Source organism: Pseudoalteromonas sp. OOF1S-7 (assembly GCF_022347765.1).
Taxonomy (GTDB): domain Bacteria; phylum Pseudomonadota; class Gammaproteobacteria; order Enterobacterales; family Alteromonadaceae; genus Pseudoalteromonas.
In genome coordinates this window covers 308,067-328,872 of sequence record NZ_JAKRFZ010000004.1, presented here as the reverse complement: position 1 = coordinate 328,872, position 20,806 = coordinate 308,067, and the positions used below count along the sequence as shown (strand labels likewise).

At 46.8% G+C, this 20,806-nt stretch carries 18 protein-coding genes; 11 read left to right on the top strand and 7 right to left on the bottom strand.

The genetic code is table 11. The features are described from left to right. Nucleotides 1-122 precede the first annotated feature (122 nt). Both MHN33_RS08775 and MHN33_RS08770 read left to right on the top strand, forming a co-directional pair. On the top strand, nucleotides 123-830 hold the full coding sequence (locus MHN33_RS08775; protein ID WP_239397607.1) for a hypothetical protein: 708 nt from the start codon (nucleotides 123-125) through the stop codon (nucleotides 828-830). A gap of 290 nt (nucleotides 831-1,120) precedes the next feature. Beyond that, nucleotides 1,121-1,981, top strand: coding sequence for a hypothetical protein (locus MHN33_RS08770; RefSeq protein ID WP_239397606.1), 861 nt, complete (start codon nucleotides 1,121-1,123; stop codon nucleotides 1,979-1,981). 214 nt (nucleotides 1,982-2,195) lie between these two features. On the opposite strand, the gene MHN33_RS08765 is transcribed toward MHN33_RS08770, so the two are convergent. The 3 genes from MHN33_RS08765 to MHN33_RS08755 form a co-directional block, all read right to left on the bottom strand. After that, nucleotides 2,196-2,762 (bottom strand): diguanylate cyclase, encoded by a 567-nt coding sequence (locus MHN33_RS08765; RefSeq protein ID WP_239397605.1) that lies wholly within the window; start codon nucleotides 2,760-2,762, stop codon nucleotides 2,196-2,198. Between the two features lie 602 nt (nucleotides 2,763-3,364). Continuing rightward, nucleotides 3,365-3,772: a phosphate ABC transporter substrate-binding protein gene (locus MHN33_RS08760; protein WP_239397604.1), complete on the bottom strand. Its 408-nt coding sequence runs from the start codon at nucleotides 3,770-3,772 to the stop codon at nucleotides 3,365-3,367. 10 nt (nucleotides 3,773-3,782) lie between these two features. After that, nucleotides 3,783-4,856 (bottom strand): porin, encoded by a 1,074-nt coding sequence (locus tag MHN33_RS08755; RefSeq protein ID WP_239397603.1) that lies wholly within the window; start codon nucleotides 4,854-4,856, stop codon nucleotides 3,783-3,785. Between the two features lie 206 nt (nucleotides 4,857-5,062). On the opposite strand from MHN33_RS08755, the gene MHN33_RS08750 reads away from it, so the two are divergent. From MHN33_RS08750 to MHN33_RS08740, 3 genes are all read left to right on the top strand, one after another. Beyond that, the gene (locus MHN33_RS08750; protein ID WP_239397602.1) at nucleotides 5,063-6,685 is read left to right on the top strand and encodes a HAMP domain-containing methyl-accepting chemotaxis protein; all 1,623 of its coding nucleotides are present in this window, start codon (nucleotides 5,063-5,065) and stop codon (nucleotides 6,683-6,685) included. 358 nt (nucleotides 6,686-7,043) lie between these two features. After that, a complete protein-coding gene (locus MHN33_RS08745; protein WP_239397601.1) occupies nucleotides 7,044-9,746 on the top strand; it encodes a tetratricopeptide repeat protein in 2,703 nt (900 codons plus the stop codon). A 90-nt stretch (nucleotides 9,747-9,836) separates the two neighbouring features. Further along, the gene (locus MHN33_RS08740) at nucleotides 9,837-10,247 is read left to right on the top strand and encodes an MAPEG family protein (protein WP_239397600.1); all 411 of its coding nucleotides are present in this window, start codon (nucleotides 9,837-9,839) and stop codon (nucleotides 10,245-10,247) included. Nucleotides 10,248-10,262: 15 nt separating this feature from the next. Here MHN33_RS08740 and MHN33_RS08735 read toward each other — a convergent pair whose 3' ends face one another. From MHN33_RS08735 to MHN33_RS08720, 4 genes are all read right to left on the bottom strand, one after another. Continuing rightward, nucleotides 10,263-10,748, bottom strand: a complete 486-nt coding sequence (locus MHN33_RS08735; RefSeq protein WP_239397599.1) for a hypothetical protein — start codon at nucleotides 10,746-10,748, stop codon at nucleotides 10,263-10,265. 96 nt (nucleotides 10,749-10,844) lie between these two features. Next, nucleotides 10,845-11,324, bottom strand: a complete 480-nt coding sequence (locus tag MHN33_RS08730; protein ID WP_275442717.1) for a DUF6463 family protein — start codon at nucleotides 11,322-11,324, stop codon at nucleotides 10,845-10,847. Nucleotides 11,325-11,438: 114 nt separating this feature from the next. After that, a complete protein-coding gene (locus MHN33_RS08725; protein ID WP_239397597.1) occupies nucleotides 11,439-12,224 on the bottom strand; it encodes a nucleoside-binding protein in 786 nt (261 codons plus the stop codon). A gap of 133 nt (nucleotides 12,225-12,357) precedes the next feature. Further along, entirely contained in the window at nucleotides 12,358-13,671 is a 1,314-nt protein-coding gene (locus MHN33_RS08720) for a Na+/H+ antiporter NhaC family protein (RefSeq protein ID WP_239397596.1), read from the bottom strand. Between the two features lie 444 nt (nucleotides 13,672-14,115). Between MHN33_RS08720 and dapB the strand changes: the two genes are divergently transcribed. The 6 genes from dapB to MHN33_RS08690 all read left to right on the top strand — a co-directional run bounded on the left by dapB (nucleotide 14,116) and on the right by MHN33_RS08690 (nucleotide 20,730). Further along, nucleotides 14,116-14,919: a 4-hydroxy-tetrahydrodipicolinate reductase gene (dapB, locus tag MHN33_RS08715; protein WP_239397595.1), complete on the top strand. Its 804-nt coding sequence runs from the start codon at nucleotides 14,116-14,118 to the stop codon at nucleotides 14,917-14,919. Nucleotides 14,920-15,125: 206 nt separating this feature from the next. Then, entirely contained in the window at nucleotides 15,126-16,262 is a 1,137-nt protein-coding gene (carA, locus tag MHN33_RS08710) for a glutamine-hydrolyzing carbamoyl-phosphate synthase small subunit (protein WP_239397594.1), read from the top strand. Nucleotides 16,263-16,279: 17 nt separating this feature from the next. Beyond that, nucleotides 16,280-19,498, top strand: a complete 3,219-nt coding sequence (carB, locus tag MHN33_RS08705) for a carbamoyl-phosphate synthase large subunit (RefSeq protein WP_125780172.1) — start codon at nucleotides 16,280-16,282, stop codon at nucleotides 19,496-19,498. A 45-nt stretch (nucleotides 19,499-19,543) separates the two neighbouring features. After that, a complete protein-coding gene (gene greA, locus MHN33_RS08700) occupies nucleotides 19,544-20,020 on the top strand; it encodes a transcription elongation factor GreA (RefSeq protein WP_046003103.1) in 477 nt (158 codons plus the stop codon). Between the two features lie 130 nt (nucleotides 20,021-20,150). Beyond that, entirely contained in the window at nucleotides 20,151-20,465 is a 315-nt protein-coding gene (locus tag MHN33_RS08695; RefSeq protein ID WP_239397593.1) for a TraR/DksA C4-type zinc finger protein, read from the top strand. Nucleotides 20,466-20,478: 13 nt separating this feature from the next. Further along, nucleotides 20,479-20,730 carry a YdcH family protein gene (locus MHN33_RS08690; protein WP_046003101.1) on the top strand — a complete coding sequence of 84 codons (252 nt, stop codon included), beginning with the start codon at nucleotides 20,479-20,481 and terminating at the stop codon, nucleotides 20,728-20,730. Nucleotides 20,731-20,806: the final 76 nt, after the last annotated feature.

Sequence of the window (20,806 nt, the reverse complement as noted above, 5' to 3'; positions counted from 1 at the left end):
CCGAATCAATTGAATAGTTCGTTTTACTGAGCAAAGGGTAACATTTAATAACACGTAATCCATTGTTACCCAAATCCATACAGATAGAATATGGTGATGAAGTAGAGTAAGGATAACAAACAATGAAGGTACTTACACTGTGCGCACTGGCGCTATCGGGCATGCTTCTTGGTTGCGGTTCGGGTAGCAATGGCACTACGCCCGGGCCGGATGTGCCACCTAAGCCCAGCGCGAAAAAATCCAAAATAGTCACCCAAGGATTTGAAGTTCGCGTTTACAATCGACTGGCGGAACAAGATACGCAAAACCCTGAATATAATCGAGACACACCCTATCAGGGTACTGGGGAAGTGACCTACCAGGACATTGTTTTTGGTCTGGATACGCAAACGATGTCGGTTACAACGGCATCCTGGCTTGATATACCTCATTCGTTTTCATTGATCACAAAAGCCTATGCTTTGTCGCCCGTACCGCCTCAAACAGAAGAAAACATCGTCTCTATTAAGATCACCTCAGCCACAGACTTTAGCCAGGCCTATCCATCTGGTAGCAATCTAAATGCTCTATTCTCGGTAACTTACGCTGATGCACTGAATAAGTACTACACCTACAAAAACGAGACGAAAACGTTTTTTACGGTTGAGGAGTATGTGCAATATGGTCAGGCCAATGGCGGGCTAAACGCCGGGTTTACACGTAATTTGATATTGAATACCGGGCCAGACTATCCAGCGAGTATGACTTTTTATATCGAGATTGAGTTGGACAATGGCAAAACCTTCTCCCTTGAAACACAAGAGGTTGTCTTTAAAGGCGTGGATAATTAGAGCGTAATTAAAGAGGTCGCAAAGGTTCATAAGTGGCAAGTGCGTTCGGGCCAGTTTTGACGATGAATTCAGGGCTGAGCTTATCTTTGGTCAATGATTGTTAACGAAGAGTGCTCACACCGTGGTTAGCTGGATGTGAATAGTGTGCTGGGTGAATACCTTATTTTTGTCTCGACATTGTGTTCATGATCGCCTCGAAAAAGGAAAAATGTTGATGTAATAGTATGTAATGGCTTCTTTGAATATGTGATTTATGATTGAACAGTACTTCACACATAAAAGGACAATTCATGGCTATCATTACCTATACCAGCTTAAGTCACATCGGAAAACTCAATATCAATGAACGGCCTAATACACAAGAACAATTTGATAATCTCAATGAACTGGCTCACGCTTTTTCTCCTTCACCATTTGATTTGATACGTCTGAGTATGACTCAGCCACTAACGTCGCAATACTGCGCTGCCTATAGTTTGACTGCGGCTGCTGCAACTTTGGGATTATTGCCCAGGAATGAAGAGATATTATTAACATCACATGAGGGATGTGTGCGCAGTGCTACTTTAAAGTATGATGACAATTTCACTACATTGGCACTCAAACTTTATAAACTAACGCGCTTTGATGTAGAAGAAATACAAAATTTCTTTGACGTTAGAAGCGTTCCAGCAGAGATTGAAAAAGGAGGCAGCGTGCCACAGCGGGTCACTGAAGTGGCGTGCAAATTGGGGATGAATGCTGAACTTTTTGTCACAAAGGAAGCGCAGAGTAACTTTTTTAAGTTGGCACAAGACCAAATTAAATTGCTAGGTCTGAGCACAAGTCCTGAGAAGGTTTTGGCATTTATGTTCGGCAATGGCTATACCTCAGCCGAACCAACTATGCCGATCCCTAAAGCTGATGAACTGAATTTAGTTTTGGTCCAAACCCCAGTTAAAACATTGCATTGGGTAGCACTTAGCAGTGATGGTACCTACTTTGATTCATTGCGTAACTTTCAGCCTGGCGGCAGGTTTGGATGTGTCGGGAGTGTCTGGTCGTCAAGGCCTTATGTAGATACAGGAGTCTGGATCACCGTCAGCAATAGCACCATGACAGATAAGGTTACACCTAAACTGAACGTCACTAGCGCTTTTAAATATGACTAGACAGCGGTGCTAAAAAACGCATTGAGGACCACACAAAATGGTGAAATTAGCCGGGGGAGCGGAACTAACAACTGAGACCGTGGCCGTTCTTTTGGCTGGTATTACAAATGGTGTGCGGCTGTAAAAGTAGAAGGTAATGGGCCATTTTATATTTTAAGGCTGTAATTACTGGGCGTTGCCAAGACAGCCTCATCTTATGTTCAGGTTTGAACAATCACTGCAACTTTTTCTTCTCTACTATGGTGTCTGCTGTGCTAAATACAGTATCAATTTCTGCTTTTGCATGGAGCTGGCTGACCCCATAAATTATGCCTGTGCCAGATTTAGATGGGTCGTTTTTGTGTTTGGGGTGGACAATATCGGAAAGGCTCTGCTCTTCAGCGTATAGCTTAATGTTTTTACTCGCTGTACTCAGTGCGTGTTCAACGTGTGAAATGGTAAGGCCTTCACCGGTGACGATAAAGCTAAATTCATCGCCGCCGTGACGAAAGTCACAGGAGTCGGCTGCCAACAAGGCTATTTGCTGTTTGGTTAAACTTGCCATCTGGCGATAGACCTTATCTGCGCCCGAATGGCCAAGCACCTGATTAAGCCCACCAAGATTTTGGATATCTACTTCAATATAAAAAGCGTTTTCGGTAGGTTTGTCTTGCAATCGTTCAATCGCCCGTTGCACAGTGGGTGGTCTGTCCGCTGCGATGGCAAAGCCTGTGACTACATCCTTTTTATCTGCGCCACTTAATTTGTAGAGCTTTAGTGCATCCTTTTTGGATAATTGCATAGCTTGCGCTTCGTTAACAAACCGGGCTTGCCTGTGTTGGGATTCACAAAGAAGAGAGTGAATATTATCTGCAACGGCCACATTTGATTTATTTGATGTAGAAGTGCAGGCGGTCATGCTGATTGCAATTGCAATCGAAAGAACAGTTATCTTGGTGCGTGTCATTCTAATACTTCCTTATGGTTACAAGTGAATGCTTGAAAGTATGGTTGCTTACATAAAAATAACAAATCCCAAGTGTGTATAATGTACAAAAGTTCTATGTCCAGTCGTTCTGCCATCCTATTTTGCAACCTGGCATGAGTATGATTTTAGCACCAATGAAATAATGGGATTGGCAAAGGCGTGAGTGCGCAATTCAAAGTTGGAAGCGCCTAATAGTTTCAGTGAATGGAATCGACAGTGACCAGTAAATTTGTTGAGAGTTTGCTCGATGAGCTTGATGCCATAGTGTTGTATGCTCAATAGCGCCGGAGAAATACCATCTGACGACTGAAAAAATAAACCCCACTTAAAAAAAGTGAGGTTTATCATCAATCTGAGCCGGATTATTGAATCCGGTTTTTTATTTTGAAACAGGGTGTACAAACTTGCATATTCAGTTAGTACTGCTGCACGACCTTCACGCCATCCGTGACTGAGTCGGATGAGACAAAACCAATTGTATCTGGGTTTGCTGAGACCATTTTGATCACTTCGGCATCATTAGAGACCTCTTTGGGTGGCGTACCTTTACCTGTAAAAATGAGTTTAGACCAGTATGCCTTGAGCTGTGCTGAAGACTTATTAAGCGCTTTATTATTAAACTCATCGGTGATCGGATTACCTGCTTCTTGTGAAACCGGGATTGCCTTATTGCCATTGGAAAAAGACTTCTCTTTGCCAGTAAAAATACGGTTTATCGTTGAGGTATCAAAGCTACTGCCATTGCTGGGATGAACAATCACAGATACGCCTGCATAGGCATTCAAAGCTGATGACAATAGCACTACACTTATTAAATTTTTCATGTCATTTCCCCTAAAAAACCAAATCAATACCAAGTGTGAGTGATTCGCTGTCGCCAGCGACTGCCAGTGCAGTGGAGTCGTCCTCGACTTTGTCGTATTGTACTTTAAAGGCCGCAGATGGATGGAAGTCCCATCTTACCCCAACGGCGCGAGTGTCATGTTTTTCAGGGTCGTCTCCGTCTTTTTGTTCAAAGTTAGAATACATAATGTAGGGGGTGATACTGTCAAAGCGATATCCGGCACTGACCATATAGGTATCCAGATCGCCATCCAGATCCAGGCGGTTAAATTCCGATAAAATAAAGACATTGCCAAAGTCGGCATTGGCAGCCAGTCCATAAAACTTGCCATCCCGAGAATCCGAGCCATTCCACATTTCTGGCTCGCCATTGCGAAAACGCTTGTTGGTATAGCGCATGTGGGTTACCCGAAGTTCGAGCCAGTTATAGCTGAATTGAACCACCCCACCTAAAATATCTTCCCAAATCTCTCGCGTAGGTGTCTGGAAGAAAAACTCAGATAACAGCTTGTTTTCAGTGTCATCCTCACGTCCAGTATAAACATTGGCAGAGACTCCCCAATCCCCGATCGAACCACTGTATAAAAGGTTAACCCCTTCATAGTTAAATATTTGCCAGGTGTAGTTGTCGGCAGGTGCCCGCATCCACACATAGGCAAAACCTACGTCATAAAAGTCAGAATAATAGAACAACGGAAGGCGTTTTTTACCGGCTTGCAGTGTCCAACTATCGTTGATTTCGTACGAGACATATGCCCATTCAAATTCTGCGTCATAGTCATTAGCACCCCGGGCAACAATTTGGCCTGTGACGGTTAACCCCTCACCAAGATCACCGCTCACCTGCAGCCCAATCAAGGATTCAGGCGATAATGAAAAGTCTTCTTTATAAGCACTGACGATAGGGTAATCTGCCAGAAAAGTGGGCTCGAGACCAAATTGAGGCACGCCCGATCCACTGAGTACCTGGCCGCCGGTGATACTGGCAAACCCGGATATGTTGACCTCGGCATGAAGCGCTGTCGACGATAAAGCTGCGACCAGGAGAGTATATTTTAGTTTCATGGATAGCTCCGCTAAACTCGTGTTGTTGGCACGGCTAATTATAGTTAAATATGCGAAAAAGAAAGTTTTATTGAATAAATTACGAACAGCGCTAAGCTTTATTGTGATAGGTGTATCCTAATTTGGTAGGCGCAAGGAATTCGACTGGCCTGTTGTACATCAGAATCGTTTTAACGCTATTTTGGCGTCAGTTTACAAGGTGTGATATGTCGATACTTTCTGGCTTAAAAAACTTAAGTATTTCCAAGAAAATACATGCTCTTACCATAGTGGCCGTTGCAGCTTTTGTTGTACTGGTGATGATTAATTACACGTCTTTGCTGGAAAATCAACGCTCTTTGGACGAACTGGAAAATCAAACTTACAAACTCCTGATTTTGACCTCAAAGAATGTCACAACGATGCAAACCATAGATGAAACCTACACCCAGTCAGTGACCTTTGGCGATGCCGAACTGATAGAAAAGGCACAGACTATGAGTGCTGAGTTACGGGAGAGTTTGAGTCAAATTCCCGCATTAAACGACAATTTCCCAACCGCTTCCACGATAGATGACATTCAGGAGTACGAATCAATCGCCAAAAATATAGCTTCCAGCATGCTCGATGGTACAGCAGACTTTTCAACACTACCGCAAAAAGCAAACCAAAAAAGAGCATTGTTTGAAAGTGTGATGCAGCGACTCGGTGATGATCAAAAACGCGCCGATGCGCGTTTCTTTGAGCTGGTTAACAACACAAAAATGAATGCTGACAGCGCGCTGGGAATGATGTTTATTGTTGCGATTGTGTCTCTGATTATTGTTATTATTTTAGCTGTACTGATAGCCAGTGGAATTAGCTCCGCGGCAAAAGAAGCTGCCAGTAACCTCCACCTGCTTGCAGAGGGAAAAGGCTCACTCAGTTCGCAACTGACCGTACACTCAGGTGACGAAATTGGTCAGGTGTCGAAAAATTTTAATTCATTCATTAGCTTGCTAAGAGCAACTGTGGTTGATGTGGTTGCTGTTGTGGAGCCGTTAACCAAAAACTCGACGCGGCTCGTTGAAGGCATGAAGTCTGCGGAACATGCCACACAAAGGCAGTCCAGCGATGCAGAAGTTGTCAGGCAATCAATGGAAGAAATGAAACAGAGTGTAGGAGATATTTCGCAGTCGGCTGCCAGTGCATTTCAGGCCGCCGAGCTTGCCGAAGGGGCTGTTGACGAAAGTATGAAGCAAATTGATGTGTCGGTGGCCCAGTCTCAGGAGCTGAGTGCTGAGATTAACAAGGCTGCCAGCACCATTAATAAGTTGGCGGATGACACTCAAAACGTGACGCAGATCCTAAATGTGATCACCTCTATCGCTGAACAAACGAACTTGTTGGCACTCAATGCGGCAATAGAGGCTGCTCGGGCTGGAGAGCAGGGGCGTGGCTTTGCGGTAGTCGCTGACGAAGTCAGGGAGCTCGCATCACGTACAGCAAAGTCTACCAATGAAATACGAGAACTTATTAATGTATTGACCGTTGCTGCATCCGATTCGGTTAAGGCCATGAATAGCGCCCGGGACATGGCGACCAACAATGCCGAAGCCGCGCAAGCTACTGGTGCATCTATTCAGTTGATTTCAGAGCAGATCCTCGCAATCAATGGAATGAACTCTCAAATTGCCACAGCGACAGAGGAGCAAACTTCTGTTGCAGCAATGGTAGTTACCAATGTGTCAAATATGCACAGTTCTTTTGAAGAAACTATGAATGCACTATCCCAGGTTGGTGATGTCGCGCAGAGTTTGCACAAGCTGTCTGACAACTTACTTAGTTCAACATCTAAATTTAAGGTGTAACAAAAATATCAGCGAGCAGTGATTGTTTGACGGATGCGTTTGTTCTGCACTTAGGCTTGGTCCTGTGTTGGAAAAACGCTGGCAGTGCTTTGTGACCTCCATCGGTTTTGGCTCAGGCTCCTGCTTTAATATGCATATTGCCTTGTATATTTGAGTTTTTGAGCGAATAAAAAGTCACCTAGCTCAATGGTTCAATTAATGTTTACAGTTGATGTCAGCTTTAAAAACAGCTGACGTAACTGGTACAGGTAGTATCATGGCCGAATACTCATTTCGCTTTCAACTCATCGTGTGTCTATCGTGTTGCCTCACAATTAGCCCATTGTGCATGGCGGATCCCTCTGCGACAGCTGAGAGCATGGCCGAAAAAATTGAGCAAAATAACGGTCAGGAAAAGATTGAGGCGATCATCGAGTATGTCGCAAATCATTTTCATTTTCATACTAACCAGTCACTAGAATACGGATTGCAGGGCCTGGATTTACTGAATGAGCAGCCAAACGCCGACCAGGCTGCCAGATTGTTAAGCCATTTGGCCAGGGCCCATATATCGAAACGTGAGCTAAGCGAGGCCAAAGAATTGGCACAGCGCGCGAACGTATTGGCAGTACAAAGTGGTATCGAGACTAACCAGGTACTAGCCAGGCTGGTCTCTGCAGATGTTGCGACACGGCAGAAAAATTTCGCAGTTGCAGAGGCTGATCTTGCTACGGCAATGGTGCTGGCAGCCAATATAGGGCATGACAGGTATCTCGCCAGAGCCCGACAATTATCGGGTATGCTCAATGTACAGTTAATGCGTTTTGATGATGCATTGGCCGATTTTCTTCATAGCCTGAATTTATATCGCAATTTACAGGACACCTTTAGGGCCTCTTCGATACACCAAAGTCTGGCGTCTCTGTACAGAAAAATGAATCTGTATGAGAAAGTGCTTTTCCATCAAAACAAGGCAATCCAGATGGCGGTGCAGCTCAAAGACGATAGAAAGCTTGGTATTTATTACAGCAACATGGGTACCTACTTTGAAGAGATTGGTGACTATAACAGCGCCATTGAGTCGTACCTTAAATCTCTGACGTACAGGAGAGCCCTGGACTACAAAATGGGTATGATCCACACCTATAATCGCCTAGGCTCTGCATATCGTTTAGCGAAAGAGTATAGCAACGCTGAAAATAGCCTTCTGGAAGCACAGCGTTTGAAGCAGGAGATCAATCGCTTTGACACCAACATATCTACGTATTTGGATCTAGGCCGATTGTACATAGACACAGGGGAGCTGAAAAAGGCTGAAGAATACCTTAATAAAAGTTTGCCATTATATCTGGGATCACCGTGGGAAAACCGAATCGCTGAGATTAATCAGGCATTCGCGCAATTATCGTTGCAGCGGGGCGAAGCACAACAGGCTATTGAGCACTATCTCAGAGCCATTGAAATTGCCCATCGGCATCAAAGAGACGCGCTGGTCCTGCAATATCATCGCGAGCTTGCGCAGGTCTATGAGCGCGTTGGTCAGACACAGGAGGCGCTGAGGTCTCTGAACGCTTATTTACTGCGTCAAACTGAGTGGGAAGGTAGGAATAACCAGTATCGGCTCAATGCGTTAAGTGTGGAGTTTGATGTTGAAGAAAAAGAGCGAGAAATTGCTGTCCTGGTTCAGGAAAATCGAATTAAAGATTTAGAAATAGAAAAGCAGGCATTCCAAAAAGGCGCTGTTCTGATTGCGTTAGTGTTGGCATTTGGCGCCGTCTTCTTTTTATATTTTTGGTACAGCAAAAACAAACAGCTCAAGATAGAGCAACTTGCTTTGCAACAAGTGAGTGATGCAAAAGAGCGCCTGAGACTGGCCTTATGGGGAAGTGGTGATGAACTGTGGGATTGGGATTTGGCTGCGGGGGTTATCACACGAGATAATCGACTGGGTAATTTGCAGTTACCTGATGCTCAGATTGGTTCTGATCTTGGCACACTCAAAGCGTCCGTTCATCCACAAGACTACGCAAGGTTACAAGAGGCGTTTAACAGACACTGTAGCGGAGAAAGTGATTACTATGAGGTGAGTTACCGGGTTAAAGACAAGCAGGGTAACTGGTTGTGGGTGCTGGACAGAGGCAAAATAACGGCACGAGACGAAGCGGGCAACGCCATCAGAGCATGTGGCACAATCAAAGATATATCAGAACTTAAGGCCACAGAGCTGGCGCTGGCAGAGCTCAATAAATCCCTTGAAAAGCGGGTCGAAGAGCGAACCGAGCGATTGCAACAATCCGCCGATGAGCTGGCAAATACCCTTGAAGCACTCACCGCAACGCAATCTACCCTGGTGGAAGCACAAAAAATGGCGTCTCTTGGACGTCTGGTCAGCGGTGTTTCTCATGAGCTCAACACACCACTTGGCACAGCCATAACGGCCAGCTCAGTATTAACTCAGTCTTTGCGAAGCTTTAAGGAGCAGCTGGACAGTGGCAAGCTAACATTGAGCGACACCCAGGCTTTTATTGATGTTGCAGGGTCTAGCGCGCAGCTGGTGGACAGCAATACAGCCCGTGCAGCTCAACTGGTTAAGCGTTTTAAGCAGGCATCCGCTCAGGAATATACCAGCAGTAACGACCCAATCGAATTGAAATCCTTTATTGAGGCGTTTTTGGCATACAGGATAAAGGAAAGCAAAGTAAAGGTTGAGCTTGACTGTCACGACCCAATCAATATCTTCAGTAATGGTCAGGCACTTGAAAAAATACTCGAAGACTTGCTTGCAAACGCGATAGATCATGGCTTCGATACTGCTGAGGGGCGTATTTTGATTCAAGTCAGACAACAAGAAGAATTGATAAGCATACTGTTTTCAGATAATGGCAAAGGGATCGACAAGACTGAACTTGCGCAGATTTTTGAGCCATTTCATACTACTGCGCGCCATAAAGGGAGTACAGGCCTGGGCTTATACATGGTGTTTAACTTGGTGACCTATGTACTAAATGGCAACATTCAATGCAAACCCAATGTACCACAGGGCTGCACGTTTGAGGTGGTATTCCCGACAAAATTAAGGTGACTGTAGATTTTTTCAAAGACCTGGTTGAATTAATTAACTCATTAGGTCAATGTATATGCACCCAAAATAAAAACAAATAAGGAGCTCTGCGTGACAGAGTTACTGGTCCCATATCAACTGACTATTCTGGTGCTCGGGTTATCGGGTGGACTATTTTTAATTCAGCTGGCGATTGTCGATATTATTGCAATTAAGCAAAAGCATCCGCCTGGCGTGGCGGTCGCGCAGGACCCGCAAACGCTGTTGTTTCGAAGTAACCGAGTGTTTGCCAATAGCAACGAAACAGTGGGGATCTTGATACTGGTGGTACTTTTTGCTGTATTCTCGGGCACACACCCTGATTTGCTCAACGGATTAGCTGTCACATACCTGCTGTCCAGGGTCGGGCATATGGTGTGTTACTACTTAGATCAGAAACTAATGCGAAGTATCTCTTTTGGCGTCTGTTATCTCAGCCTGTCGGGTATTTTTGTTAGTGGCATGGCCGCCTGGTTAAGATAATCCAGACGTGCGTATTCAGGTTATGGCGCGAATAATGATGCCTGGGTCTGTGATCCCCGCTTCCTTCAGGGCTTTTTGAATGGACTCCATAAGCTCGAAGTATTGCCCCTGTAATTGGACTAATTGGTTGTTTTTCATTTCTATCATTGCTTTGGTTGCATCGTCTTGGTCTTGCTGGGTTTGCAGCGCCTGAAGCTCTTCTTTTAAATTCAATATCTCTTCCTTAAGCTTTTCCAGCCGTTCGACCATTTTTTGGATATGCGGAGGCAAACCCGTTTGCTCCTCCGCTTGCTCTTTGGCTTTTTCGCCTGATAACACTTTTTTGTCTTCGTCTGATAAAGTAATGCCGTGTGATTGTTCCTTAGTATCGGCAACCCGGGTACTATTTTTATCCTCGGCCGCTGCTGAAGGGGCACCTTTTTTGTTCGTATCGGGTGCGACAAGCGGCTTATTTTGCAAAGCTGAAATGCCTTTGGGTGCCTGATGGATAGTAAATGTCATAACGCTTTCCTTGGTTATACTGAGTGAGATACAAAGCTTCAAACCTTACTTTAATGTTAATCGGCACCAATAGTGACATCTTTAGGTAAAAAGTAACTATACATGCGACAGGCTGCGGTTAAGCCTGCTTTTCAATGACGGCAACACAGAAAGTAATATCAATAAGTAGGCACCTGAGAGCGGCATAATGAGTACCAGTACCAACCCCAATATAAATAATGATGGTGCGAGCACAGGTGGTACCGATATGGCATGCTTACCCAAATAGCGCATCATCACACCCAAAAGCACAAACAGGCATCCACAGGTTAGAAACCAGACAATAGCTTCGCGGTCAAACAGCATACTGCCGTTGGCGACGGTCGTGGCGAACCAGCCTTCCTGATGCATTTCAGTGAGAACGTCCCAGCCCATCAATAAACCGATCAGGTTGTGAAGCAGGCCAGTGGCTATCAAGCCATTTCCTAAAAAGCAGCGCGATTCATAATAGTATCTCCAGTTGTGATTTTGCCTGCTGTGAACTGAGGGCCAGGCAATCCTGTATGGGCAGGCGAGAATCGAGTTGCATGTTCGCATACATCACTGATGTACGTCGAAAAAAGACGAATGAGAGCCGGATCAGAACAGATGTACGTCGAAAAAAGACGAATGAGAGCCGGATCAGAACAGATGATCCGGCAAAAGCCTGGTTTAGAACGTCCAGGCGAGGTGAACCTGAGGCACTGACTCGTTGGTGTCTGTGCCCAGTTTATTTCGCCAGTACTGCCATTCGATACCCAGCATCAGTTGATTTTCTGGCATTTCCAGCGCATGACCCAGATCCCAGCGCAGAATAGGTTGCGCCAGTAGCCAGCCTTTCACATCACCGCCCAATTCATTGTCGCGGCCGGTGATGTATTCCACATGGCCGGTGAACTCAAACCTGTGTCCGCCAATGGTAAACGGATAGCCCCAGGCCACATCCAGCATATAACTGTTGGTTTCTTTTGGCGCGCCACCGGCATTCACGCCGCGACTGTCGTCGATATAGCCGGTCAGGGTGGTAGAAAAGAAATTAAACCCGTCGATATTCCAGGAAAGCTTTACGCCAGGCAGATATTTCATCACCTTGGCATCGCCCGCGGCGTTAAAGCCCATCACAATCCCAACGTCCTGAAGCGCAGAGTCATTAAACTTCAGGTCCGTCAGTTTTCCCAGGCTAAATGTGGAGTACCACTCGCCGTAAAAGTCGCCATCCTGATAACCATCGTTTAAATCATCTTTACTGTAGTCGATAAAGAAGAAGTTATCGCCATAGCGGTAACCGGATGCATGTTGCAGAGAATAAATCGTCTGATTGGCTTTTTGCTGGCTAAACGGGTTTTTAAATTCACCGTGGTTGAGGTGTAGTTGAGTGTTGCTCCAGTCAGCCGCCGCAGCCGTACCAGCACTTAGCATAAGACTGGCAGTGAGCGCAGAAAAAAGAGGTGTTTTCATGGTTTCTCGTGTGTATGGGGTTATAAATAGCTGAATTATAAACGCAAATCAACAAACAAGGGGAATAAAAACACGCATTTTATTGGTTTAGAACAAATAATGGCATCCTCAGGATGCCATTTCTGTTTGATGATCAGTCTTTATGACGGCGCAAACATATAACGGCAATGGCCGTAAACGCCAGAATAAAGCAGTAAAACGACGAAGTAGAAACTTCCCAGGGGCTGATCTTAAAGGTCGCACCCAGCAACAAAGCTTGTGCGCCATAAGGCAGCGAGCCCTGCATGACACAGGCAAAAATATCCAGCAGGCTGGCTGAGCGCTTACCAGAGATCTCACCATCATCCGCCAGTTTTTTAGCAACCGGACCGGCAACAATAATACTCACGGTGTTGTTGGCGATACACAGGTTACTGGTCAGTACCAATGCGGCAATACCCAGCTGATCGGCCACTTTTCTGTGCCATTTGGCAATGATGGCCGTGATTGCCTGGATCTTATGCGCCAGATAATCCAGTCCGCCATTGACGCGGATAAATTCAGACAAGCCACCGATGAACATAGATAACAGGAAAATTTCCTGCATATCACTGAAGCCCTTGTATACGTCCTTAACGAAAGCGGCACCCTGATAATCGGCGGTGAATCCCATCAGTGCAGCGAAAATAATACCACTAAAGAGCACCACAAAGACGTTAATGCCGATCACAGCCAGTACCAAAATAAAGGCATAGGGCAGCACCAGCAGCCAGTCAAACGGCTTGGTTTCAACCGCCTGTGGCTCAGGGGTTAGGAATACCAGCAACGCAACGGTGAGTGCGGCGGCGGGCAGGGCAATTTTCAGGTTTTCTTTAAATTTGTCTTTCATTTCACAACCCTGAGTACGGGTTGCTGCGATGGTGGTATCCGAAATAATTGACAGGTTATCACCGAACATCGCACCGGAGACAATGGTACCGGCCATCAGGGCGGGGTCGATACCGGTTTTGACTGATACCGCATAGGCAATCGGGCCAATCGCGCCTATGGTACCCATAGACGTCCCCATGGCAGTCGAAACCACGGCGGCAATTAAAAACAGCCCGGGTAATAGCATGCTTGACGGGATCAGCGACAATCCGGCATTAACGACGGCATCAACGCCGCCCGTGGCACTGGCCACCGACGAGAACGCACCGGCAAGCAGGTAAATTAAGCACATGGTAATGATGTTGCTGTGCCCGGCGCCTTTGATGAAGGTTTCAACGCTCTGGTTGATGGTGCCTTTGTTGATCCAGAACGCGATCACTATGGCAGGCAATATGGCGACCGGTGCCGGTAGCTGATAAAAAGCATAGTCGACGCCCTGTGATTGCAGGTACAGACCTGCGCCCAGGAACAGGCCAACAAAGGTTAAAAGAGGTAGCAAAGAAAGCTTTGCGTGTGTGTGATTTAAGTGTGGCTGCATAGCACTCCCCAAAAACTAACCACAGCCAACGAGTCCATTATTAGCTGCATTTAAACTACATCGCCCGCAATAATTGAAATCGGCGAGGGCGGAAGTTTATATGGTTAGACGTCTAAAGTCCATTGTGTTTCGTTATTATATTTTTCTACCTGTCTGAGCGTTTAGCTTTGAGCGTGAACAGAGCGCTCGATAGCGCAAAACACGACTTTAAAGTGTGCTCGGCCTTGCTGGTTGCACGTCAATGACGAGCCTGCAAAACAGGATAGATTCGTATTATTGTCAACTGACTATGACACAGAGATAGGGTAAACTCTAGAGCACAAAATTAATCACCTGGCACAAAAGCGGGGTGATCGTGCTTATCTCTCTTGCGCTGAAAATCGGGAAAATACGTTTCCGTACCACCAAACAGGTGGCATATCTAACACAAAGGAAAACCGTAAAATGACACAAATCGGTATTTTTGGCGCCAATGGCCGTATGGGCCTGGCGCTGATTGAAGCAGTCCAACAGTCTCAGCATTGCTTGCTTGGCAGCGCATTCGTCAGAGCTTCCTCGCCCCACCTTAACCAGCCTATTGCCACATTACAGCCGCAAGCACCCGCCGGGTCAACCTTCAGTTCTGAACAGCAACTGGACCCTGAACTGGATGTACTGATCGACTTTACCCTGCCAGAGGGCATGCTTGGCCACCTGCAACAGGCTGTGGCCAACAAAACACCCATGGTGATTGGCACAACGGGCCTGAGTGCAGAGCAAATGCAGGCACTGGAAACCGCCTCTCAGTCTATCCCGATTGTTTTTGCGCGTAACTTTAGTGTGGGTGTCACTTTAATGCTGGATCTGGTGCAAACTGCCGCGGCAAAGCTGGCCGATGAAATGGACATTGAAATCTTTGAAGCCCATCACCGTAATAAAGTCGACGCACCGTCGGGTACCGCACTGGCGATTGGGGAAGCCATTGCCGAGGCAAAAGGCTGGGATCATGACCAGGTGGCACGCTATGACAGAACTCAGGTACACGAGGCTAAAAGTCAACAAGAAATTGGCTATTCAGTGCTCAGGGCTGGCGATATAGTTGGTGAACATACGGCTTATTTTGCCACTATGGGAGAAAGGCTGGAATTAACACATAAAGCAACATCAAGATTAACCTTCGCATCAGGTGCTGTAAGGGCTGCGCAGTGGTTAAAAGATAAGCCGAACGGACTTTATTCCATGCAAGATGTGCTTGGATTGAAGAGGTAAGCTTACTATTTTAGCGTGTTCGTTAGTAAAAGTCGTCAAAAACCTTATTTTTTTATTTTTTACGTGAATTGTTAGACGAATCTAAGAAAGTGCTGTAGACTATAACGAATTTGCCAAAATTTTAATAACTGCGTGTTACCAAGCGCTTTGTAGACGGGAAGATAAGCGTTGGCTTGCTCCCGTTTTTTACTATCTAGGAGGTTAACTTGACTAAATCCGCTCTCTTAGTCCTTGAAGACGGCACTGTGTTTCGCGGTACTGCCATTGGCGCTGACGGCCTGTCCGTTGGTGAGGTAGTATTCAATACGTCTATGACGGGATATCAAGAAATTTTGACGGATCCTTCTTATGCAGAACAGATTGTGACGCTGACTTATCCACACATCGGAAATACCGGTACTAACAGTGAGGATGAAGAAGCCGATAAGATCTGGGCTAAGGGTCTGGTAATTCGGGATTTGCCATTACTTGCAAGTAATTTCCGTAACGAGCAATCGTTAAGCGACTACTTAAAAGAACGCAATATCCTTGGGATTGCCGATATAGATACGCGTAAGCTGACGCGTATCCTGCGTGATAAGGGCGCTCAAAATGGCTGCATCATCGCGGGCGATGAAATTGATGAGCAGCAGGCACTGGAAGCGGCAAAAGCGTTCCCAGGCCTTAAAGGGATGGATTTAGCGAAAGTCGTAACAACAGAACAGACTTACGAGTGGCGTGAAGGAAGCTGGACTTTAGGTCAGGGCTTCCAGACTCTGAGTTCTGAGGAAGAAAAATTTCATGTTGTTGCGTATGATTTTGGTGTGAAAAAGAACATTCTTCGCATGTTAGTAGACCGTGGCTGTAAACTAACTGTAGTACCTGCAGAAACCTCCGCTGCAGAAGTACTGGCGATGAATCCAGACGGTATTTTCTTGTCTAATGGCCCTGGCGACCCAGCGCCTTGTACCTACGCAATCGATGCGATTAAAGCTTTCCTGGAAACTGACACGCCTATCTTTGGTATTTGTTTGGGCCATCAGTTACTGGCGCTGGCATCCGGTGCACAAACGGTGAAGATGAAGTTCGGTCACCACGGTGGTAACCACCCGGTGAAAGACCTGGACCGTGACGTGGTAATGATCACAGCACAGAACCATGGTTTTGCTGCGGATGAAGCAACCTTGCCAGATAACCTGCGTGCAACGCATAAGTCGTTGTTCGACGGAACCTTGCAGGGCATTCATCGTACCGACAAGCCGGCCTTTAGCTTCCAGGGTCACCCAGAAGCGAGCCCGGGTCCGCATGATGCAGCGCCGCTGTTCGACCACTTCATTGAATTAATGCAAGCACGTAAAGCCTAATTAGAACCGGAGTAACAATGCCAAAACGTACCGACTTAAACAGCATACTGATCCTGGGCGCAGGCCCAATCGTCATCGGCCAGGCCTGTGAGTTTGACTACTCTGGTGCTCAGGCGTGTAAAGCGCTAAGAGAAGAGGGCTACCGGGTTATTCTGGTTAACTCAAACCCGGCAACCATCATGACTGACCCGGAAATGGCAGATGCGACTTACATCGAGCCAATTCATTGGGAAGTGGTTGAAAAAATCATCGAAAAAGAAAAGCCAGATGCCGTGCTGCCAACTATGGGTGGTCAGACTGCCCTAAACTGTGCGCTTGACCTGGACAAGCATGGCGTACTGGCTAAGCACGGTGTTGAACTGATCGGTGCAACCGCAGATGCCATCGACAAAGCTGAAAACCGCGAACGCTTCGACGCGGCAATGAAAAACATTGGCCTTGAGTGTCCTCGCGCAGAGATCGCACACTCAATGGATGAAGCGCACGACGTACTGTCGCGCATCGGCTTCCCGTGTATCATTCGTCCTTCTTTCACTATGGGTGGTACCGGTGGTGGTGTTGCCTACAACATGGAAGAGTTCGACGAGATTTGTACCCGTGGTCTGGATTTATCTCCAACCAACGAGCTGTTGATCGACGAGAGCTTGCTGGGCTGGAAAGAATACGAAATGGAAGTGGTGCGTGACAAAAACGACAACTGCATCATTGTGTGTTCTATCGAGAACTTCGACCCTATGGGTGTGCATACTGGTGACTCAATCACAGTGGCACCAGCACAAACTCTGACTGACAAAGAATATCAGATCATGCGTAACGCCTCGATGGCGGTACTGCGTGAGATTGGTGTAGAAACCGGTGGTTCAAACGTTCAGTTCGGTGTTAACCCGGATGATGGCCGTATGGTTATCATTGAAATGAACCCGCGTGTATCGCGCTCATCTGCACTGGCATCTAAAGCAACTGGTTTCCCGATCGCTAAGATTGCAGCTAAGCTGGCTGTGGGTTACACCCTGGACGAGTTACAAAATGACATCACAGGTGGTGCAACCCCTGCGTCATTCGAACCGTCAATCGATTACGTTGTGACTAAGATCCCACGCTTTAACTTCGAAAAGTTTGCCGGTGCTAACGACCGTCTGACTACCCAAATGAAGTCAGTGGGTGAGGTGATGGCCATTGGTCGTAACCAGCAAGAATCACTACAAAAAGCACTTCGTGGTCTGGAAGTGGGCGCAACAGGTCTTAACCCAATCGTTGCACTGGACGACCCGAAAGCGAAAGAAACCATCATTCGTGAACTACGTGAGCCAGGCGCTGAGCGTATCTGGTACATCGCCGATGCAATGCGTCACGGCATGAGCGTAGAGGAAGTGTTCGAGCTGACCAAAGTTGACCGCTGGTACCTGGTTCAGATTGAAGACATTCTGAAAGACGAAGCAACCATCGCTGAAGTGGGTATGGCCGGTCTGAACAAAGACTTCCTGCGTCGCCTGAAGCGTAAAGGTTTCTCAGATCCGCGCATCGCAGAGATTGCGGGTGTGTCTGAAAAAGAAATTCGCAAGAAGCGTCACCAGCTGGATATCCTGCCGGTTTACAAGCGCGTAGATACTTGTGCTGCGGAATTCAGCTCAGACACGGCTTACATGTACTCATCTTATGATGAAGAGTGTGAAGCCGCACCGTCTGACAAAGACAAAATCATGGTTATCGGTGGTGGTCCTAACCGTATCGGTCAGGGCATCGAGTTCGATTACTGCTGTGTACACGCCGCGCTGGCAATGCGTGAAGATGGCTACGAGACCATCATGGTTAACTGTAACCCGGAAACGGTTTCAACTGACTACGATACCTCAGATCGCCTGTTCTTCGAGCCAATCACATTGGAAGATGTGCTTGAAATCGTTCGCGTTGAAAAGCCAAAAGGTGTGATTGTTCAGTACGGTGGTCAAACACCACTGAAACTGGCGCGTGACCTTGAAGCGAATGGTGTGCCTGTAATTGGTACTTCTCCTGACGCAATCGACCGCGCGGAAGACCGTGAGCGCTTCCAGCAGCTGGTAGAGCGTCTTGACCTGCTTCAACCTGAAAACGCGACGGTTACGTCACTGGAAGAAGCGGTAGCTAAATCTCAGGAAATTGGCTTCCCGCTGGTTGTACGTCCTTCTTATGTACTGGGTGGCCGTGCGATGGAAATCGTGTATGACGAAGATGACCTGCGTCGTTACATGACCGAAGCGGTTTCTGTGTCTAACGAAGCACCAGTATTGCTGGACCGCTTCCTGGATGACGCCATCGAAGTAGACGTCGACGCGATCTGTGATGGCGAAAACGTCATCATTGGTGGCATCATGGAACACATTGAGCAAGCCGGTGTTCACTCTGGTGACTCTGCCTGTTCACTGCCTGCACACTCACTGTCGCAGGACATTCAGGACGTAATGCGTAAGCAAGTGCGCGACATGGCACTTGAGCTGGGCGTGGTTGGTCTGATGAACACCCAGTTCGCGGTAAAAGACGGTCAGGTTTACCTGATTGAAGTAAACCCACGTGCTGCGCGTACCGTGCCGTTTGTTTCTAAAGCAACGGGTGTTGCACTGGCAAAAGTGGCGGCGCGTTGTATGGTTGGCCAGTCATTGGAAAGCCAGGGCGTGACGAAAGAAGTTATTCCGCCTTACTACAGCGTAAAAGAAGTGGTACTGCCATTTGCTAAGTTCCAGGGTGTTGACCCAATGCGTGGCCCAGAGATGCGTTCAACGGGTGAAGTAATGGGTGTTGGTGAAAACTTCGCCGAAGCCTTCGCAAAAGCGCAATTAGGTGCATCAAACGCTTTACCACGTGGTGGTCGCGCGCTACTATCTGTTCGCAATGGTGACAAGGCACGTGTTGTAGAGCTGGCTAAGACCATGAAAGCCATTGGCTTTGAGCTGGATGCCACCAAAGGTACAGCACAAGCTCTGGAAGACGCCGGCATCGAAGTACGTCGCGTAAACAAGGTATTTGAAGGTCGTCCACACATTCTTGACCGCATCAAGAACGGTGAGTACAGCTACATTGTAAATACCACAGAAGGCCGTCAGGCCATCGAAGATTCGAAGGTGTTACGTCGTGGTGCACTTCAGCATAAGACTAACTACACCACTACGCTCAACGCAGCGTTTGCAAACTGTACAGCCAATGAGGCTGACGACAGAAGTTCTGTAAACTCTGTTCAGGAGCTACACCAGCGTTTGAACTAAGAAGAACAAGGCCAGGGCGCAAGCCCTGGCAATGAGTGAGATACTATGCAATCAATTCCGATGACAGTACGAGGCGAAGAAATGCTTCGTGAAGAACTGAACCATTTAAAGAAAGTCGTCCGTCCTAAGATCGTTGCCGATATCGCGGAAGCGCGTGAGCACGGCGATCTGAAAGAGAACGCCGAATACCACGCTGCACGTGAGCAGCAGGGATTCTGCGAAGGCCGCATCCAGGAAATTGAAGCCAAACTGTCTACATCACAGGTTATTGACGTCACTAAAATGGCAAACAATGGCAAAGTGATCTTTGGCAGCACGGTGACCATAGTCAATGTCGATACCGATGAAGAAGTGACTTACAAGATAGTGGGTGACGACGAGGCAGATATTAAAAACAATCTGATCTCAGTTAACTCGCCCATTGCGCGTGGTCTGATCGGTAAAGAACTGGATGATTCAGTGACCATTCAAACTCCAAACGGTAGCGTTGAATACGACATCATCGAAGTTGAATATGTCTAGATTTGTCTAACCTATAGCACCAAAAACCCGACCCAGTGTCGGGTTTTTTATTGCCCACTTCCTAACCTTGTGCCAGATCAAAGAGCCATAAAAGCTGCGCGTTATGATGAGTTTAACAAAGGAGAACATCATGACTGCTGACCAAATAACAAGTTTTCTCAAATCCAAACAAAATGAACTGAGTCAACGGATAGCCGCCATTGAAGCCGATTTCAAAAAGGGGCGGTCGGCCAACTTCGCAGAGCAAAACACAGAGCGCGAAAACGACGATGTACTGGATGAAATTCATCAAGAAGCCAAGCAAGAGTTGGTGATGGTCAATCAGGCGATACTGAGAATAGAGCAGGGCACCTATGGCCTGTGTCAGCACTGTGAAGAACAAATCAATCCGCAGCGCTTAAACGCTCTGCCTTACACAACGACTTGTATTAAATGCGCAAAATAGAAAGGACCATATTATGACAATTGAAAAACATGACTTGCACCACGAATTTCCTGAATATAAAGACGAGATCCACCACCTGAAAATGAACGACGCGCATTTCGCTCGCCTGTTCAAGGAGTACCACGAGTGCGATCACGAAGTACATCGCATTGAAACCGGCGCGGAGAACACCTCTGACGACTATCTTGAATCACTGAAAAAACAGCGCCTGCACCTGAAAGATCAGCTGTTCTCTATCATTAAGAAAGCACAGACTGTTGCTTAAGACTTAAGTTGGACTGTCAGGTTTGGCTGATAGAGCTTAATCTGACAGTTTTTTATGTGGTAAAAGCGGGGGTTTA

Bases quoted from the DNA above. Each gene is read 5' to 3' on its own strand.
- MHN33_RS08775 (WP_239397607.1), top strand. From the start codon at position 123: ATGAAGGTACTTACACTGTGCGCACTGGCGCTATCGGGCATGCTTCTT.
- MHN33_RS08770 (WP_239397606.1), top strand. From the start codon at position 1,121: ATGGCTATCATTACCTATACCAGCTTAAGTCACATCGGAAAACTCAAT.
- MHN33_RS08765 (WP_239397605.1), bottom strand. From the start codon at position 2,762: ATGCAATTATCCAAAAAGGATGCACTAAAGCTCTACAAATTAAGTGGC.
- MHN33_RS08760 (WP_239397604.1), bottom strand. From the start codon at position 3,772: ATGAAAAATTTAATAAGTGTAGTGCTATTGTCATCAGCTTTGAATGCC.
- MHN33_RS08755 (WP_239397603.1), bottom strand. From the start codon at position 4,856: ATGAAACTAAAATATACTCTCCTGGTCGCAGCTTTATCGTCGACAGCG.
- MHN33_RS08750 (WP_239397602.1), top strand. From the start codon at position 5,063: ATGTCGATACTTTCTGGCTTAAAAAACTTAAGTATTTCCAAGAAAATA.
- MHN33_RS08745 (WP_239397601.1), top strand. From the start codon at position 7,044: ATGGCCGAAAAAATTGAGCAAAATAACGGTCAGGAAAAGATTGAGGCG.
- MHN33_RS08735 (WP_239397599.1), bottom strand. From the start codon at position 10,748: ATGACATTTACTATCCATCAGGCACCCAAAGGCATTTCAGCTTTGCAA.
- MHN33_RS08730 (WP_275442717.1), bottom strand. From the start codon at position 11,324: ATGCGAACATGCAACTCGATTCTCGCCTGCCCATACAGGATTGCCTGG.
- MHN33_RS08725 (WP_239397597.1), bottom strand. From the start codon at position 12,224: ATGAAAACACCTCTTTTTTCTGCGCTCACTGCCAGTCTTATGCTAAGT.
- MHN33_RS08720 (WP_239397596.1), bottom strand. From the start codon at position 13,671: ATGCAGCCACACTTAAATCACACACACGCAAAGCTTTCTTTGCTACCT.
- dapB (WP_239397595.1), top strand. From the start codon at position 14,116: ATGACACAAATCGGTATTTTTGGCGCCAATGGCCGTATGGGCCTGGCG.
- carB (WP_125780172.1), top strand. From the start codon at position 16,280: ATGCCAAAACGTACCGACTTAAACAGCATACTGATCCTGGGCGCAGGC.
- greA (WP_046003103.1), top strand. From the start codon at position 19,544: ATGCAATCAATTCCGATGACAGTACGAGGCGAAGAAATGCTTCGTGAA.
- MHN33_RS08695 (WP_239397593.1), top strand. From the start codon at position 20,151: ATGACTGCTGACCAAATAACAAGTTTTCTCAAATCCAAACAAAATGAA.
- MHN33_RS08690 (WP_046003101.1), top strand. From the start codon at position 20,479: ATGACAATTGAAAAACATGACTTGCACCACGAATTTCCTGAATATAAA.